The following is a 15925-nucleotide window of genomic DNA, read 5'->3' on the forward strand; positions in this document are numbered from 1 at the left end:
CGCACAGATAAAACCGTGTTGCTGTCGCTTCGCTTTCGCACAGATAAAACCGTGTTGCTGTCGCTTCGCTTTCGCACAGATAAAACCGTGTTGCTACCGCTTCGCTTTCGCACAGATAAATTGCCACAGGACGTGGCGTTCTTAGACTGAGTTCCTTTATTTTAGCGGGTGTTTGGACACCCGCTAAAATATGTTAAAAAAACCTCCTAATTTCTTACTTTCTTTTTTCAAATTCCTTTGTTATAATAATTCTAAATTAAAAATGAATTAATTGATATCTATTTTCAATTAGAAACAGTTTATACTCATTGATTTATATAGATTTTGATATTGATTTTCATTATCAGGAGGGATAGAAATGGAACATGCTAATCGAGAAAATATTAGTTTAATTGAGAAAACAAAGGAACACGCTGAATTAATCGCCGCTCTTATAGCAGGTTTGTTTATTTTACTTGCATGGCGTTTAGATACAAGCGGGCAAACAACAGCCTCTATTCTTTTATTTATTGTTGCATTTTGCGTTGGTGGATTTGCTAAAGCAAAAGAAGGTATTGAAGAGACCATTGAAAATAAGGCACTTAACGTTGAACTACTGATGGTATTAGCCGCAATCGGTTCAGCAGCAATCGGTTATTGGACGGAGGGTGCTATTCTAATTTTCATCTTCGCTGTGAGTGGTGCTCTTGAAACATACGCAATGAACAAAAGTCATCGTGAAATTTCTGCACTCATGAATTTACAACCTGAAGAGGCTTGGCTTGTTCGTGGTGGTTTTGAACCCATGAAAGTTGCTGTATCAACTCTACAAATTGGTGATCACCTACTCGTTAAGCCTGGTGAACGTGTACCAGCAGACGGTGTAATCTTCAAAGGACAGTCTTCTATCGATGAATCTGCAATTAGCGGTGAACCACTTCCAGTAGCAAAACAGGAAGGTGACGAGTTATTTGCGGGTACAGTGAACTTAAATGGTGCCATTACGATGGAAATGACAAAGCCAAATTCCGAAACACTATTCCAAAAAATTATCCAGCTTGTACAAAGTGCTCAGAGTGAAAAATCACCATCACAACAGTTTATAGAAAAATTCGAAGGTACGTATGTGAAATTTGTGCTACTTACCGTTGCCCTAATGATGTTTCTTCCTCACTTTGCCCTAGGTTGGGACTGGACGACAACTTTCTATCGAGCAATGGTACTCCTAGTCGTTGCTTCTCCGTGCGCACTTGTTGCATCTATTATGCCAGCAACACTTGCAGCCATTTCAAATGGTGCAAAACACGGTGTGCTATTCAAAGGGGGCCTACATTTAGAGCATCTAGGTGCATTACGTGCCCTTGCAGTAGATAAAACAGGTACCTTAACACAAGGTAAACCAACCGTTACTGATTTTATTGTTCGTGAAGAATTTGACCGTAAAAGCGCAATGTCCATCCTTGCAGGTATTGAGGCACAATCGAACCATCCACTTGCTCAAGCAATTACATTATTCGCAAGAAAAGAAGGGATCACACAATTTCCTCAGGCCACTATTAAAGATATCCCAGGTTGGGGTATTAAAGGTTACGTTAATGAGGTCGAGTACCTTGTTGGTAAACCAGACTTTGTTGGTATAGATGAGGCAAATGAATTTGCCGATGGTGTAGCGGAAAACCTCGCTTCAGAAGGAAAAACGGTAATTTTCATTCGTGATAAAGATGGCATCGTTGCATTGGCAGCCTTAAAGGATACCGTTCGCAACGAAGCAAAAAAAGCAGTTTCATTACTAAAAGAACTAGGGATTAATGTTGTCATGCTAACAGGCGACAACGAGAAGACTGCAAAGGTAATCGCTAAGGAAGCAGGCGTGACAGAATACGTCGCAGAGTGCCTCCCTGAAACAAAAGTGACTGAGATGAAACGACTTCTTTCTGAGCATAAATTTGTAGGGATGGTCGGTGACGGTATTAACGATGCACCCGCATTAGCTACTGCCACTACCGGAATTGCTATGGGAGAAGGAACAGATGTTGCTTTGGAAACAGCTGATGTCGTTTTAATGAAAAATGACTTATCAAAAATTGCCTATGCCGTACGTTTGTCTCGTAAAATGCAACGTATCGTCAAACAAAACATCTTCTTCTCAATCGGCGTTATCGTTTTATTAATTGCCTCAAACTTTTTACAAGTTGTCGATTTACCCCTAGGTGTTATCGGGCATGAAGGAAGCACCATTTTAGTTATTTTAAACGGCTTACGTATGCTGAATAAAAACGTCTAAAACAAACAGCCTCGTATCACAAAACGTGATATCGAGGCTGTCCTTTTTAATATTCCTAACTATTTGTTAATATCTCCTGCTTCACAAGCTCTTTTTGCAATGTTTTTTTCTGCATCGTCGCATTTAAAACGCCACCAAATATTAAAATAATCCCCGTGAAATATAGCCAAAGCATTAAAATAATAACACCACCAATACTGCCATATGTAGCTGAATAATTTGCGAAATTATTAATATAAAAGGAAAAAACAAACGTAACCGCTAGCCAGGCTAGAGTCGAAAACAATGCCCCCGGCCAAACGCTCATTATCTTCAAACGAGGATCTGTATTCGGAACAAATCTATAGATCCCCATTAAAACAATAAAAATAAGTAGTGGTGGTATCGACCAGCGCATTCTATGCCAAATGATTTCAAACTGCTCCTCAATGCCAACAATCGAAAATAAGAAATGCCCCACCTGTTGCCCAAAAACCGGTAGAAGTAGAGCGACAGCAATAACAACGACAAATGCTATGGTGAAAACAAGGGATAACCCTCGATCCAATATACTCCCCCTAGTTTCTGTATCGTAGGCCTTATTCAAGGCTCTAATCAACGCATTAATCCCTTTAGAAGCAGACCAAATTGTTCCAAGCACCCCGATGGATAACAAACTACTATTACGGCTTGTTAAAATTTCATTTAATGTATTTTCAATAAGCCTATATACCTCGTCCGGCATAATATTCACTAGAAAGGAATACACTTGCGTCGTCTCTAAATTCAAATACGGTAGTAATGTAACTAGAAAAATTAGTAGTGGAAAAAAAGATAGTAAAAAGAAATAAGCCAATTCCGCAGCAAGAGCCGATACTTCCACTCGCTGTAAGCGTAGTATTAAATCTTGCATAAAGCCTCTTGATGTCATCACATCTACAGTGTCTTCGTCTGGTGAGACAAATGATTTCACCACACCAACAGCTGTATGTATCGATGCTTTTTTCTTTTCCATACAAATTTCCTCCTGTACGAACCGACTATTCTTTATCAGGTAAAGAAAAGGCTGATTTTGTATCATTAATCATACCTTCGATTGTAGAAGGTAATTCTTTAAATTCATCCACTTTTTCAACAATGGCATTCACATTTTCTGTAACACCTTCACACAGTACTTTAGCGGCCAATACTTTTTCCTCAACTAGTACTTGTAATTCCTCTCGATTGGTTGCATAATACGAGATTGCCTCTTTCATCTTTTTCGTTGTAGCTACTGTTTTTTCACGCGTTACACGGTCCAACATGCTTAATGCAGCACCAACTGCGGCACCAACTACGATGGATGCTAATAATTTACTTCGTCCCATATTAAATACCCCCTGCTTTAAATGTGTTTTAGAATAATAAATCAATTATGCCTCGGCGTACTTGCTTCCAGAGGCTTTAACTTTCTCACTGCCCTTATTCTACCCAATAACAGTCTATTTTTAAAGCAAAGCTCAAATACAGTGTTGACATTTTTTTTATTCAATGAAATGATATTTCCGAGGATTATGAAAGGTAGGTTTAAATAATGGATTTATCAGTACCGTCAAAAGAGAACGTTATTTATATGGTTGATCAAATGAAAGAAAAGCTTCGTATGGTAAATGTCGATGCAATGAAATCGGAAAATTTCGATGAAGCTAATTACGAAGACCTTGTCTATTTATACGAAATGGTCATGAAGCGCGATTCATTTAGTCCGAGCGAGATGCAAGCCATCGTTGCTGAATTAGGATCTTTACGTAAATAAATAGGATTTTGTAAATAAAAAGCTATTAGCAATAGGGCATCAAATCCTGTTACTAATAGCTTTTTTCTAATTTGTTTTTTTTGCGGAAGTACCATCCTCAGTCACAAGTGGTTGTATTAACACTTCTACACGACGGTTTTTAGAACGCCCTTCTGTAGAATCATTTGGTGCAATGGCACGATTTTCACCGTAACCTTGTATACTAAAGTTTCGACGATCTAACTTCGAGTTACTGTTTATTAAAATTTCTGCGAAGTTCACTGCACGCAACCCCGAGAGTTGTAAGTTAGAAGTGAAGTTTGGACCAGCCGGCACATTATCCGTATGACCAGTAATCACAATACTACGTGGTGGATTAGATACTATTACATCTGAAAGTTCTTTAGCTATCGAATTATATTCTGGTTTAATCTCTGCTTTCCCTGGATCGAACAAGATACTATCACGAATTGTTACAAGTAAACCCTCATCAGTCATTGCTGTTGCAAATTGACCTTCCATCTCATTCACTGCGATAAAATTATCAACACTATCTTTAATTTCAGCTAACTCCTTCTGATCCTTTAAATACGCGGAGTTTTGTTGCGCTTGTTGTGGTGTTTGATTACTTTCTGCATTCGGACTTTGTATCGGTGCAGGCTGTTCTAAAAAGCCAGTACCACCATCAAATACTTGATTAAACACCGCTGACATTTTCTCTAACTTTTCTTGGTCTACTGAACTGGACGCAAACAGTACAATAAATAATGCTAATAACAGCGTTAAAATATCAGCATACGGTACTAACCAAGACTCATCGATATGCTCATCATGCTTTTTTTTCTTAGCTTTCTTTGCCAAGGCCGCCCGCCCCGCTTTCATCCGAAATTTGACGACGTTCTTCCATTGTTAAGTAAGAAGATAATTTTTGTTCGATAACACGTGGTGCCTCCCCTTCTAATACCGAAAGGATACCTTCAATCATCATACGTTTTTGTTTTACTTCTACAGCAGATTTTCGTTTTAATTTATTCGCAAATGGATGCCATAAAACATAACCTGTAAAAATACCTAGTAATGTAGCCATAAAAGCAGCTGAAATAGCATGTCCTAGCTTTTCTATGTCATTCAAATCTGCTAATGCGGCGATTAAACCTACTACCGCACCGAGTACCCCTAAAGTCGGGGCATATGTACCAGCTTGTGTAAAAATTGCAGAACCACTAGCATGACGTTCTTCCATTGCTTCGACTTCTTCCGTTAGGACATCACGAATATAGTCCGCATTTTGACCATCAATTGCTAAGGTAAGTCCATTTTTCAAAAATGGGTCTTCTATCTCTGAAGCTTTACTCTCAAGCGCTAATAGACCTTCACGGCGAGCTAAATCAGCCCATTGCGAAAACATCTTAATAATCTCAATATCATCTGCCAATTTTGCTTCTTTAAAAAGAATTTTAAATAGCTTTGGTACACGCTTTAACTCCTTCATGGGGAAGGCAATTGTTACTGCGGAAACAGTACCGACGATGATAATTAGAATGGCCGCTGGGTTATAAAACGCACTTAAGTTTACACCCTTCATCACCATCCCTGTTAATAGCGCGATAAACGCTAAAATTATCCCTACTACCGACGACAAATCCATTTTTTTGAACCTCCAAATCTCCTATTTACCTTTATTTCGTCCTTTTTTTCATATTTTGAATATAGTATAAATGTATTTCACATTTTTTTCGATGTAATAAATACTTTTTATTCACTTTCCGACTACATTTGATTATATTGAATTAAGAATAATACACTAAATTGTCTTTATTTGAAATTAGTTAAGAATTTGTTATTATCCTTCGACACAAAATTATTAAAATATGCTGAACGAGTCGTAAAAGTAGGCTTAAATACCTAAAAATATCAATTTTACTATATAAGCTATTCGACTGATAATTTGAAATCTATTCGGATAATTACTAAAATTTCGCAGAAAAATAGTGTAAAACAGTTGTTTGTCGATGTATCAGACGATACTTTTTTTCACGCTCGCAATAAAAGCACTCCGAAAGACTCATTTATTTTTTTCTCCTATTTAATCAATTATACCTTGGCATAATTGCGTACGGCTTCGGCTTTGTGCTTGGACAAAAAGCTCCTTTCACCACCTAAAGGCACGGAATTACCTATTCCACAGTCTTGTATATTGTTTTTGATGAAAATGCCTCTAACCAATACGCGATAGAGAATGTTGCCTTTTCTTTTCGTATCGAGAGTAGGAAGGAAATGTCTTTTGGAGAGCTATTGAAGAATGTGCTAAATGAAAGCTTGGCACATGACTTTATAGTTAGTTTTAAGTAAATGAGTACAAACAATATTCCTACAGATAGGTAAAAAAGAATCTATTCTCTGTAATAAAAACTGGGTATTTCAAGTATTTTATACCTACTAATATTAGTCCAGACTAGGTATCTTATGGATGTCATAAATTCTCCTTAGATTTTCCTAGTAACCTATTGTATAATTGCTATAGATAGTATTGTAGATTATTTAGTAGAGAGGAGCTTTCATTATGTTCATTACGACTGTACTTGGCTTTTCAGCCGTTTTACTAATTTCTCTAGCATTCTTCATCCACTACCTACAAGTTGGTTTAGATTCTAAATCTTCAGTAACTGTAGATCCAATGCCAAAAGAAAAATATTAATTTCATTAAAAAACAGCTACTAGAATGTAGCTGTTTTTTTATTTCCAACTATTTCGCTTCGCTAAATAAATTACTAAACTTCTTTTTTTTTCATAAAAATTGCGTGAATATTGTCATTATTGTTTGCATATTGATCATTTTGCTCTAAAATATTTCTGTAGGGAAGGGAGCAATCTTTCATGACAATGTTACAAGATATTCTTAAGTTTAATGAAGATTTCGTTCAAGAAAAAAAATATGAGCCTTTTATTACAACAAAGTATCCTGATAAACGCATCGTTGTGTTATCTTGTATGGATACTCGTCTTGTTGAGCTGTTACCTAAAGCTATGAACTTACGTAATGGCGATGTAAAAATTGTTAAAAGTGCTGGGGCATTAGTTAGTCACCCTTTTGGTGCAATTATGCGTAGTTTACTTGTAGCTGTTTATGAACTGCAAGCGGATGAAGTGTATGTTGTTGGACATTACGACTGCGGTATGAGCGCAGTTGACCCAGAAGCAATGCTAAATAAAATGGTTGCTAGAGGGATTAATCCTGAAACTATCAAAACGGTAGAAAATTCAGGTCTTGATTTAAAAGAGTTTTTACGTGGCTTTGGCGACGTAGCAACAAGTGTTAAGAAAAGCGTAGATACAATTCGCAATCACCCGTTAATGGTGAAAGATGTGCCTGTTCATGGATTAGTAGTTGATCCAAATACAGGTCGCCTTGATTTAATCATAGACGGTAGTAAATAATAGTAAAAATAAGAAGCGTCTATCCTTCATTACTTGAAAGTAAGACGCTTCTTTTTATTCGTTCTCTAAACGTGTATACATATAATGATCCACCCATTGGCCATTAATGTACAGCAGCTTTCTCAAAAGACCTTCTCGCTGAAATCCAGACTTTTCTAAAACTCGGATAGAAGGATTATTTTGTGTTGAAACATAAGCCTCTACACGATGTAAGCCTACTTGCTCGAACGCAAATTGCACGACCATATTCACTGCTTCTGTCACGATCCCTTTTCCCACATAAATTTCATCCATCGCATAACCAACAAACGCACTGGAATACGGTAAACGTTTTACTGCATAAAGAGCAATATGTCCTATTAGATTATTTGTACCTGGCTCAAAAATACCGAAAGTAAATTCCCTCTTTGAGTCCATTAAGTATAAGCTTTCTTGAATTTTTTTATATTGAGCATTAATTGTATAATATTCAGGTCGTTGTAACGGTTCGTATGTAGACCAAAAATATTTATTGCGGCTTACGAGATCAGTTAAACTTTGTGCGTCTTTTTCATAAAATGTGCGAATGTAGCATTTCCCTCCCTGAATTGATACCACATTTTCACCCTTTTTCCTCAATAGTCTCCAAATTTTAAGCACCATTTTTCCACACTAACCTTCCGATAATTGTTTAAAGCCTGCGTTCATTTTCAATCCACATAGTCCACGATTAACTGACTAAATACTTACCTAACAATTTGTGGGTAAACACCCACCGAATTGAAGTTTTACTTTATTGTATGTAAAAAAAGATGCTGCTACAACTAAAACATCTCGTCTTGTTGTTACAGCATCAATAACATTATTTCACTTTTTGTTTTTTAGGCTTCTCTTCTAGCAATTCCAGGCTAGACGATTCAGCATCTTCTAAATGCGCTTTGTCTAAGACATTCGTTACATGAAGGCCACGTTTTTTTGCTTCACGTTCTATATGTGCTAGTGTTTCTTGCAGCACCTGTACACGTGCATATTTTTTATCGTCTCCTGGTATTAGAACCCATGGAGCACTTTTCTTATCGGTCTTCTCAAACATTTCATTTGCAGATTCCGTATACTGTAGTGTTTTTTCACGATTTCGCCAGTCTTCATCTGTTAGCTTCCAAGACTTATACGGATCTTGCTCACGTTCTTTAAAACGTTTAAGCTGCTCCTCATCTGATACTTGAAGCCAAAACTTAATAACAATATAATCTTCTGCCGTTAAAATCTTTTCAAAATTATTAATTTCTTCGTATGCACGAGACCACTCTTCATTTGATGCAAATCCTTCAATACGCTCAACTAATACACGGCCATACCATGAGCGATCAAAAATAGCGATTTGCCCATGCTGTGGTAGCTTTCTCCAAAAGCGTTGTAAATAGTTGTAGCGTAGTTCATGAGGCTGAGGTGCTGAAATCGGATGTACGACATAACCACGTGGATCAACACGTTCGATTAGACGCTTAATAGCACCACCCTTACCAGCAGCATCCATACCTTCAAATACTAAAATTAACCCTATTTTATTGTTTAATAAAAACTGTTGCGCATTTAACATTTCATACTGGAGTACTTTTAATTTCTTTTTATACATTTTCTTATCCAGATTAACTGATAGATCTAGATCATTTAAGTTTTGAGTCATTAAAACTTCACTCCTTACATTTGTATACTTCCATTGTACTAAAGAAATATATGAATGCACATTTAAATGGTAAATTGTAGATAATTTTAGCGAAACAACACGATACATTGTTGGAAATTTCCGTTATAATGAAAATATAACGTTACAGTCCTATACTTATTTGTCTTTTCCCTATACAATTTAACACGAAGGGAGAGGAAAACATGCCTCGATTTTTTTTGATGACAATCACTTACGTTGTCTCACTTATCCTAACCTTTTCATCCTATTTCATGAAAATAAACGGTCAATCTTCCTTAGAGATCTCAAATCGTTTTCCAGTAATATTTGCACCTTTTGATGTTAGTTATGTGATTTGGATTGTGGTTTACATGTTACTTGGTTATTGGTTAGTCATGAATCTAAAAAAGACATCTTTTAAACAGACTGTTCTCTTTAGTAGCATATGTATCATGCAGGCGTTAGCAATTGTTGTTTGGCAACACGAACTATTTATAGTGTCAATTGTCAGTACGTTTATTTTAGTCCTGTATTTATCTAAGTTGTACAAAACGTACCCACTCAGCAATAATTCACTTACAGGTCGTTTACCCTTCTCGATTTACTTCGCGTGGATTACATTCAGCCTGATGACAAATGTAAGCTTTACGCTAACATCTTATCAATGGAATGGTTTTGGGCTTAGTGATCCCCTTTGGGCAGTTATTTTACTGACACTTGGGGTAGCAATAGCACTACATATCCGTTTCCATTATTTTGATATTATCTATCCAAGTGTATTTATCTGGGCCTATATCGGGGTCGCATTACATAATGGTTTTGATGAGCTACTTGTGTCAACGGCAGCCTTATTTTTATGTGGAGTGCTACTTGTCGGTATATTATTTATTAAAAAAAATCCTGCCTACCAAAAATAAATTGGTAGCAGGATTTTTAGCTTTTTTATTGTTCATCAAGTGAAGTTAAAATAATTGGTTTGTCTTTTGTAACGATAATTGAATGCTCAATTTGAGCAACTAATGATTTGTCTGGCGTAACGAATGTCCAGCCATCACCAGATTCCACAATATGCTCCGCTTTCGCTGAGATAAATGGCTCGACTGCAAGTACCATGCCTTCTTTCATAATTGTAGAATCCCATGCATCGTAATAATTTAAAATATGATTTGGCTCATCATGTAAAGAACGACCTAAACCATGACCTGTTAGGTTCATAATCACTGTTAAATCATTGGCATATGCTTCACGCTCAACAGCTTTGCCGATTTGGTTTAATTTTGATCCAGCTTTTACTTTTGTCATTGCACGGTCGAAAGCACTTTTAGCTACGCGACATAGCTTTTCTTTATCCTCATAACCTTCACCAACTACAAATGAAATGCCCGTATCCGCAAAGTAACCATTTAATGAACCAGATACATCTATATTGACGATATCTCCCTCATTAATCACACGTTCACCTGGAATACCATGTGCGACTTCCTCATTAACACTAATACATGTGTATCCTGGGAAATCATACTCCCCTTTAGGTCCAGAAACTGCTCCTGCCTCAGCAAACATACGGCCTGCAATTTCATCTAGTTCAAGTGTTGTTACACCTGGTTTTGTAGCAGCCTTCATGGCTTCACGAATTTCAGCACAAATACGGCCGATTTTTTTAAAGGCTTCAATCTCTTCTTGCGTTTTTACAATCATTTTTAACGTCCCTTTCATCTAATATCTCTATTTAATATAACATAACTTTTTATACATAAAACGCTAAACGCTCTAAATATTATATGCCATCATAAAGTGTAAATTGCTAAAAAACAAGCTTATCTCCATAACGTAGAGTTGATTTCCGTTCCGGCTGGGCGCTTTCCTGGGGCGTCCGATGATCCTCTTCGCTCGCGGTGCTCGCTGCAGAGTCTCGGGCCAACACGATGTTGGTCACGAAGGCGTTATTAAAAATAAAACCCTTCACTCATGTGAAGGGAATCATAATTATGATTTTCGTTGCATTAATTGAGGTGCTGCCGTAAATAACAGAACACCGACAATCGCTGTTAAAATCGTTGCTGGTAACATATATGTTCCATTATAGATGATTGAATAAATCCATGCATTTTGATCGCCAGCATACTCTGCGAAAAATACAGCGCCCCCAATGGTATGTGCTGCATAACGTAAAAAGCCCGCTATTACCGTTCCTAAAATAATATAAAGCGCCATTTTCTTTTTGTTTAAATCTTTTGCAGCCTCAAGCACTGGCCCACGCACAACGGCCGCTAAGCCTACTACTGTAAAGGCAACACCATAATCAAGTGTTCCTTGAAGCCAATGTATAATATAGGCACCAAACATCGTTTGCATAACACCAATGAGTAAACCCGTTGTCATGCCTGGAATAAGGCCCCAGCGAAATGCTATTAACACTATTGGCACCATTACGAGACTAACAGAGCCCCCTTGTGCCCATACTTTAAAGGAAACCTGATCAAGCACAAGGCCAATCGCTGCGAATATCGCAATCTCCACAAGCATTAAAAGTCTTTTATTGTCCATAATTATTCTCTCCTTTGTTCCGATGTAGGATACAAGAGCAGGAATAGAAATCAGTTGGCAAATATGTTCCTATATGGCATCAATAAAGATTAAAAAACGATGCCAGGACAGAGCCTCACATCGTAAAAGTGTCGGTTTCTATCCACATCCCTACGCAAGCGTTAACTTACAGGTTCAAAGAGTCAAGGCATTACGTGCCCAGTCTCAGCTGACATCATCAGCTCCCCTTGTGGTCGTTACATCTTAATTTAGTTGAACAACCTCATTGTACGCAAACACTATAACGATTACAACCTCTTCCACATTAATTTTTTGAAACTTTACTGTTTTTCATGCGTAAATATTAAAAAAGGAGGTACAACTATGGAGAACCAAAAAATTTTATCTGCCTTTAGTTATCTCAGTATCTTTTTCGCACCTTTCATTGTGCCATTAGTAGTTTACTTTGTTTCAAAAGATCACGACGTCAAGAGTCATTCTCTTCGAGCACTAATATCACATTTAATCCCAGTCGCATTTGGAATAATATTTTTTGCAGTCTTTATTTTCTCAACTTTATCATTCAACACTTTTGAACCAGATTCAGGTAGCAGTACATTTCTTATCATTTGGTTAGTTTCGTTCGCAATTTACATTCTCGTCTCAATAGGAATCGTCATTTGGAATATTATTCAAGCTGTTCGCGTTATCCGATAAGTTTCATTTCAACCTTGAACAGATAGTACTAAAAGGAGCTGTTATTTTTGAAAGTATCTAAAGTTGTCAAAACCGCCGTAAAATTAGCACCTATCGTTATTCCAATTGTTAAAAAAGTAATCGCTGCAAAGAAGGGAACGGCTAATTCCTCAAAAAACATCTATAAGCAATAATACGTTTTTAAAGTTAAAATGAGGTTACTAACAAGAATCTGCTTACTTTTTTCAGCAGATTCTTTTTTTCGTTATTTAACAGTTCGCTATCTTCTATATGGCACTGTAAAATAAAGTTTAACAATACACATGAGGAGTTGTTTATGATAAATACCGAAAAACAATTAATGAGCTTGGTTAATGCTGCACAGGTCCTAACATCAACACTCGATATAGACCAAGTGTTAGAGAAACTTATTAGTGAAGTACTCCATGTGATTAAAGGTGCTGATGCAGGTGTGCTGTTTATGTTAAATACAGAGACAAATCGTTTAATTGCTAAGCATACTGTAGGTTATGATCTAGCTTACTTGAAGAAAATTCACCTTGCCTCAAATGAAGGGATGACCGGAAAAGTATTCTCTCAAAAAAAGGCATTTAGATTCCATACTAGCGATGATGTAACTGAAAATATGGCCGATTTATTTCCACAGTATGAAGAACACTATACAAAAGCAGTCGGTGATTTTACTTACCCAAAAAGTGCTGTTTGTGCTCCGCTTCTTGATAAAAGTAATTCATGTATAGGCGTGTTAACGATTGTCAATTTTTCAGGAGATACACAGTTTGAGAATAGTGATTTAACAATGCTTCAAGCATTTGCGAATCAATCCTCAATTGCCATCGAAAATGCAAAATTATTTACTCAAAATGAACGCTCTAAACGCATTTATAATGCTTTAACACGAGTCTCTTTAACACGAGGTCGACTAAACGATATGATCGATACACTCGCTTCCTTACTAGGACAGTCTGTAGCGATTACCACTGATTTTTACGATTTACTTGTCGCATCTTCTTCAACAGCAAAGCTTGCAACCGAAATTTTAAAAGAGCAGGAATCAGAGCATCTTCATACAGTTGTTCACCAATGCGTGCAACATCAAGTACATATACCAATCAACCATGAAATGTATGTAAGTTATTTGTTCCCTATCCATACAGAGCGGGGTGTAATAGGAATACTGTTGATTGTTATGGATCAACATTTACAGATGGATCCTCTAGATTTATTTGCAGTAGAACAGGCAAGTGCTCTTTTCGCCTTACAATTAGCCGAGGAGGAAAAGGAGCTTGAAATTTCCTTCAAATACGACGGTTATTTGTTACAACAGCTACTAAACTTGAATTTTAATGCCTTTTATAAACGTCAAGAAGCCCAACAAACGACCCATTATTTATGCGCTACTCTACAGCTTGAGGGAAGTAAGTATGGTGTTGCTCAAACAAAAAAAAAGCAGCAACAATTTAGCAAGCTACTTTATCGCTTAGCACGTTTATTTTCCTTACCAGTTTTTATCTCAGAACATGATTTACACTATCATTTTTTATTTATGAACAATCTAAGAGAACCAGTTGAACAATTTAAAGAAAGCATTCAACTTTTTTTCAAGCTCCTCAATAAGGATTCTAAAAAGTACAATTCACTGTCGTTTATCGTTGGCCTAGGGAGACATTTCGACACTATTGAAAATATTTCTAGTTCTTACCGGGACTCAAAAAAGTGCATTGACTATTTACAAACACTCGAACAGGCACCGTTCATTTTATCCTACGATAAGCTTGGACCATACTCACTTTTCTTACATAACGACCCACAGGAAATGACAGAATATGTAGAGATGAAGCTTGGACCAATTATCGAATATGACAAACAGCATAAAACTGATTTGTTATATACACTCAAACTATTTTTTGAACATAATCAAAATCGCAAACAAACTGCGGAGGCATGCTATGTACATCTAAACACTATTAAATATAGGCTTCAGACGATCTTTTCATTGATAGAAGTTGATGAGCAAAATGGGAAAACTATGTTTGAATTAAACCTTGCCATCTATATGTTTTCTTACTTACAAAATGCGAAGTTAGCCTAAACAGACAAAGTACAGATCTTATCTTTGTCTGTTTTTACATAGTATTTTCATAGCATTCATTGTTATACTAAACCCTACTTATTGAATTTTCAGAATATTTATATTAAACTAGGAGGGCTTAACAGGAATGGAAATGTGGAGTTTGTTTACGATTATTGCTTCCCTGGCTTTATTAATTTTTCTAGCACTACGCGGGTTCAGTATCATTATTATTGCGCCAATTGCCAGCTTAATCGTCATTATTTTAAATCAAATGCCTATTTTAGATTCACTACAGGGCGACTATATGACCGGGTTTATAAACTTTATGAAAAACTACTACCTCATCTTCTTATTTGCCGCAATTTTCGGTAAATTCATGGATGATAGTGGTGCTGCTCGTGCAATAGCAGAAAGACTTTTAAAGATTATGGGACGTCATAGCAAATTTAATGCATTGATGGCTGTCGTCATCATTTGTGCTTTTTTAACGTTAGGCGGTATTAATACATACGTTGTTATTTTTGCTATTTTACCAATTGCTAAGCCGCTATTTAAGGCTATGAATATCCCTTGGCATCTATTTACAGGAGCATTTTTCTTTGGCATGGCAACCTTTACAATGACTATGCTTCCTGGTTCACCATCTGTACAAAACATCATCCCAACGAAATATTTAGGTACAACAGCTACTGCAGCACCTGTTGTTGGGATTGTTGCTACGGTTACCATTATTGTTTTTAATTGCTTCTATTTAAAACGTCAATTGTCTAAATCAGATGCGCGTGGTGAAACATACGAAAATATGAAAAATCCAGACAAACAGGATTCAAAAGCTTTTGAGGCAAGCGAGAGAAAATTGCCGCCATTTATCTTAAGTATTTTGCCACCAATTTTCTTAATTGTTACATTAAACGTTTTTAAAGTAGATATCCTCTACACATTAATGCTTACAGTGCTTGTTTCCATCATTATCTTTTGGAAATACATAGACAACAAATTACAAGCAATTAATATAGGAGCAACAAATACAGTTTTACCAATTGTTAATACAAGTGCTGATGTTGGTTATGGCACCGTAATTGCAGCGACAGCAGGCTTCGGAGTAGTAACTGAAATGCTTACCAACATACCTGGTTCCCCTTTGATTTCTCTTTATGCCGCTATTGCGGCACTTGCAGGAATTACAGGTACTGCCTCTGGCGGTCTTGGAATTGCGATGGAAACACTGGCCCAAACTTATTTAGATTTAGGCGTTAATCCTGAGGCACTTCATCGTATTGCGACAATCGCTTCTGGTAGTTTAGATTCTTTACCGCATAATGGAGCAGTTATTACTGTACTGGCAGTTATAGGATTAACACATAAAGATGCCTACAAGCATATATTTTTTGTCTCAGTAATTGGACCTCTTGTAGCAGCAATTCCAGCATTAATTACTGCGATTTTAATTTATTCGTAAACACCAATAATAAACAGTAGGAGATGAAC

The 15925-nt window shown here is 36.7% G+C and carries 17 protein-coding genes and 1 riboswitch; of the genes, 9 read left to right on the forward strand and 8 right to left on the reverse strand.

Translation table 11 applies throughout. The features are described 5' to 3' along the window. The first annotated feature begins 358 nt into the window (after positions 1–358). Positions 359–2263, forward strand: coding sequence for a heavy metal translocating P-type ATPase (locus ACQKMI_RS21925; RefSeq protein ID WP_427492374.1), 1905 nt, complete (start codon positions 359–361; stop codon positions 2261–2263). A gap of 55 nt (positions 2264–2318) precedes the next feature. Here the strand turns inward: ACQKMI_RS21925 and ACQKMI_RS21930 are convergent, their stop codons facing one another. Together ACQKMI_RS21930 and ACQKMI_RS21935 are read right to left on the reverse strand one after the other, a co-directional pair. After that, positions 2319–3257 (reverse strand): YihY/virulence factor BrkB family protein, encoded by a 939-nt coding sequence (locus tag ACQKMI_RS21930; protein WP_427492376.1) that lies wholly within the window; start codon positions 3255–3257, stop codon positions 2319–2321. 25 nt (positions 3258–3282) lie between these two features. Continuing rightward, positions 3283–3609, reverse strand: coding sequence for a YtxH domain-containing protein (locus ACQKMI_RS21935; RefSeq protein ID WP_427492378.1), 327 nt, complete (start codon positions 3607–3609; stop codon positions 3283–3285). 206 nt (positions 3610–3815) lie between these two features. On the opposite strand from ACQKMI_RS21935, the gene ACQKMI_RS21940 reads away from it, so the two are divergent. After that, on the forward strand, positions 3816–4037 hold the full coding sequence (locus ACQKMI_RS21940) for a DUF1128 domain-containing protein (protein WP_427492380.1): 222 nt from the start codon (positions 3816–3818) through the stop codon (positions 4035–4037). A 66-nt stretch (positions 4038–4103) separates the two neighbouring features. On the opposite strand, the gene motB is transcribed toward ACQKMI_RS21940, so the two are convergent. Next, a complete protein-coding gene (motB, locus tag ACQKMI_RS21945) occupies positions 4104–4877 on the reverse strand; it encodes a flagellar motor protein MotB (protein WP_427492382.1) in 774 nt (257 codons plus the stop codon). After that, on the reverse strand, positions 4861–5664 hold the full coding sequence (gene motA / locus ACQKMI_RS21950) for a flagellar motor stator protein MotA (protein ID WP_427492384.1): 804 nt from the start codon (positions 5662–5664) through the stop codon (positions 4861–4863). Before motA ends, motB begins: the two co-directional genes overlap by 17 nt. Before the next feature lie 915 nt (positions 5665–6579). Between motA and ACQKMI_RS21955 the strand changes: the two genes are divergently transcribed. Further along, complete coding sequence (locus tag ACQKMI_RS21955) at positions 6580–6714, forward strand: hypothetical protein (RefSeq protein WP_255350001.1); 135 nt, start codon at positions 6580–6582, stop codon at positions 6712–6714. A 179-nt stretch (positions 6715–6893) separates the two neighbouring features. Then, entirely contained in the window at positions 6894–7454 is a 561-nt protein-coding gene (locus ACQKMI_RS21960) for a beta-class carbonic anhydrase (RefSeq protein ID WP_427492386.1), read from the forward strand. Positions 7455–7508: 54 nt separating this feature from the next. Here ACQKMI_RS21960 and ACQKMI_RS21965 read toward each other — a convergent pair whose 3' ends face one another. Both ACQKMI_RS21965 and ACQKMI_RS21970 read right to left on the reverse strand, forming a co-directional pair. Continuing rightward, positions 7509–8096 carry a GNAT family N-acetyltransferase gene (locus ACQKMI_RS21965; protein WP_427492388.1) on the reverse strand — a complete coding sequence of 196 codons (588 nt, stop codon included), beginning with the start codon at positions 8094–8096 and terminating at the stop codon, positions 7509–7511. 199 nt (positions 8097–8295) lie between these two features. Beyond that, entirely contained in the window at positions 8296–9120 is an 825-nt protein-coding gene (locus tag ACQKMI_RS21970; RefSeq protein ID WP_427492390.1) for a polyphosphate kinase 2 family protein, read from the reverse strand. 203 nt (positions 9121–9323) lie between these two features. Here ACQKMI_RS21970 and ACQKMI_RS21975 point away from each other — a divergent pair, with 203 nt between their 5' ends. Continuing rightward, positions 9324–10037, forward strand: a complete 714-nt coding sequence (locus ACQKMI_RS21975) for a hypothetical protein (RefSeq protein WP_427492392.1) — start codon at positions 9324–9326, stop codon at positions 10035–10037. Between the two features lie 25 nt (positions 10038–10062). Here the strand turns inward: ACQKMI_RS21975 and map are convergent, their stop codons facing one another. Then, positions 10063–10818, reverse strand: a complete 756-nt coding sequence (map, locus tag ACQKMI_RS21980; protein ID WP_323650904.1) for a type I methionyl aminopeptidase — start codon at positions 10816–10818, stop codon at positions 10063–10065. A 288-nt stretch (positions 10819–11106) separates the two neighbouring features. Beyond that, entirely contained in the window at positions 11107–11667 is a 561-nt protein-coding gene (gene thiT, locus ACQKMI_RS21985; RefSeq protein ID WP_427416120.1) for an energy-coupled thiamine transporter ThiT, read from the reverse strand. Positions 11668–11797: 130 nt separating this feature from the next. After that, a riboswitch (TPP riboswitch) is annotated at positions 11798–11905 on the reverse strand. Positions 11906–12030: 125 nt separating this feature from the next. On the opposite strand from thiT, the gene ACQKMI_RS21990 reads away from it, so the two are divergent. From ACQKMI_RS21990 to ACQKMI_RS22005, 4 genes are all read left to right on the forward strand, one after another. After that, the gene (locus ACQKMI_RS21990; protein WP_323650789.1) at positions 12031–12363 is read left to right on the forward strand and encodes a DUF4870 domain-containing protein; all 333 of its coding nucleotides are present in this window, start codon (positions 12031–12033) and stop codon (positions 12361–12363) included. Positions 12364–12410: 47 nt separating this feature from the next. Then, positions 12411–12536 (forward strand): hypothetical protein, encoded by a 126-nt coding sequence (locus tag ACQKMI_RS21995; RefSeq protein WP_427492394.1) that lies wholly within the window; start codon positions 12411–12413, stop codon positions 12534–12536. Between the two features lie 143 nt (positions 12537–12679). After that, positions 12680–14455 (forward strand): helix-turn-helix domain-containing protein, encoded by a 1776-nt coding sequence (locus ACQKMI_RS22000; protein ID WP_427492395.1) that lies wholly within the window; start codon positions 12680–12682, stop codon positions 14453–14455. Between the two features lie 127 nt (positions 14456–14582). After that, complete coding sequence (locus tag ACQKMI_RS22005) at positions 14583–15896, forward strand: GntP family permease (protein ID WP_427492397.1); 1314 nt, start codon at positions 14583–14585, stop codon at positions 15894–15896. The last annotated feature ends 29 nt before the right edge of the window (positions 15897–15925 follow it).

The sequence above is a fragment of the Lysinibacillus sp. NPDC097214 genome, from assembly GCF_050277945.1.
Classification (GTDB): Bacteria; Bacillota; Bacilli; order Bacillales_A; family Planococcaceae; genus Lysinibacillus; species Lysinibacillus xylanilyticus_B.

Coding starts and splice junctions, on each gene's coding strand:
- map (WP_323650904.1), bottom strand. CDS start 10,818: ATGATTGTAAAAACGCAAGAAGAGATTGAAGCCTTTAAAAAAATCGGC.
- motA (WP_427492384.1), bottom strand. CDS start 5,664: ATGGATTTGTCGTCGGTAGTAGGGATAATTTTAGCGTTTATCGCGCTA.
- ACQKMI_RS21975 (WP_427492392.1), top strand. CDS start 9,324: ATGCCTCGATTTTTTTTGATGACAATCACTTACGTTGTCTCACTTATC.
- ACQKMI_RS21960 (WP_427492386.1), top strand. CDS start 6,894: ATGACAATGTTACAAGATATTCTTAAGTTTAATGAAGATTTCGTTCAA.
- ACQKMI_RS21930 (WP_427492376.1), bottom strand. CDS start 3,257: ATGGAAAAGAAAAAAGCATCGATACATACAGCTGTTGGTGTGGTGAAA.
- ACQKMI_RS21965 (WP_427492388.1), bottom strand. CDS start 8,096: ATGGTGCTTAAAATTTGGAGACTATTGAGGAAAAAGGGTGAAAATGTG.
- ACQKMI_RS21970 (WP_427492390.1), bottom strand. CDS start 9,120: ATGACTCAAAACTTAAATGATCTAGATCTATCAGTTAATCTGGATAAG.
- ACQKMI_RS22000 (WP_427492395.1), top strand. CDS start 12,680: ATGATAAATACCGAAAAACAATTAATGAGCTTGGTTAATGCTGCACAG.
- ACQKMI_RS21935 (WP_427492378.1), bottom strand. CDS start 3,609: ATGGGACGAAGTAAATTATTAGCATCCATCGTAGTTGGTGCCGCAGTT.
- ACQKMI_RS21925 (WP_427492374.1), top strand. CDS start 359: ATGGAACATGCTAATCGAGAAAATATTAGTTTAATTGAGAAAACAAAG.
- ACQKMI_RS21955 (WP_255350001.1), top strand. CDS start 6,580: ATGTTCATTACGACTGTACTTGGCTTTTCAGCCGTTTTACTAATTTCT.
- thiT (WP_427416120.1), bottom strand. CDS start 11,667: ATGGACAATAAAAGACTTTTAATGCTTGTGGAGATTGCGATATTCGCA.
- ACQKMI_RS21990 (WP_323650789.1), top strand. CDS start 12,031: ATGGAGAACCAAAAAATTTTATCTGCCTTTAGTTATCTCAGTATCTTT.
- ACQKMI_RS22005 (WP_427492397.1), top strand. CDS start 14,583: ATGGAAATGTGGAGTTTGTTTACGATTATTGCTTCCCTGGCTTTATTA.
- ACQKMI_RS21940 (WP_427492380.1), top strand. CDS start 3,816: ATGGATTTATCAGTACCGTCAAAAGAGAACGTTATTTATATGGTTGAT.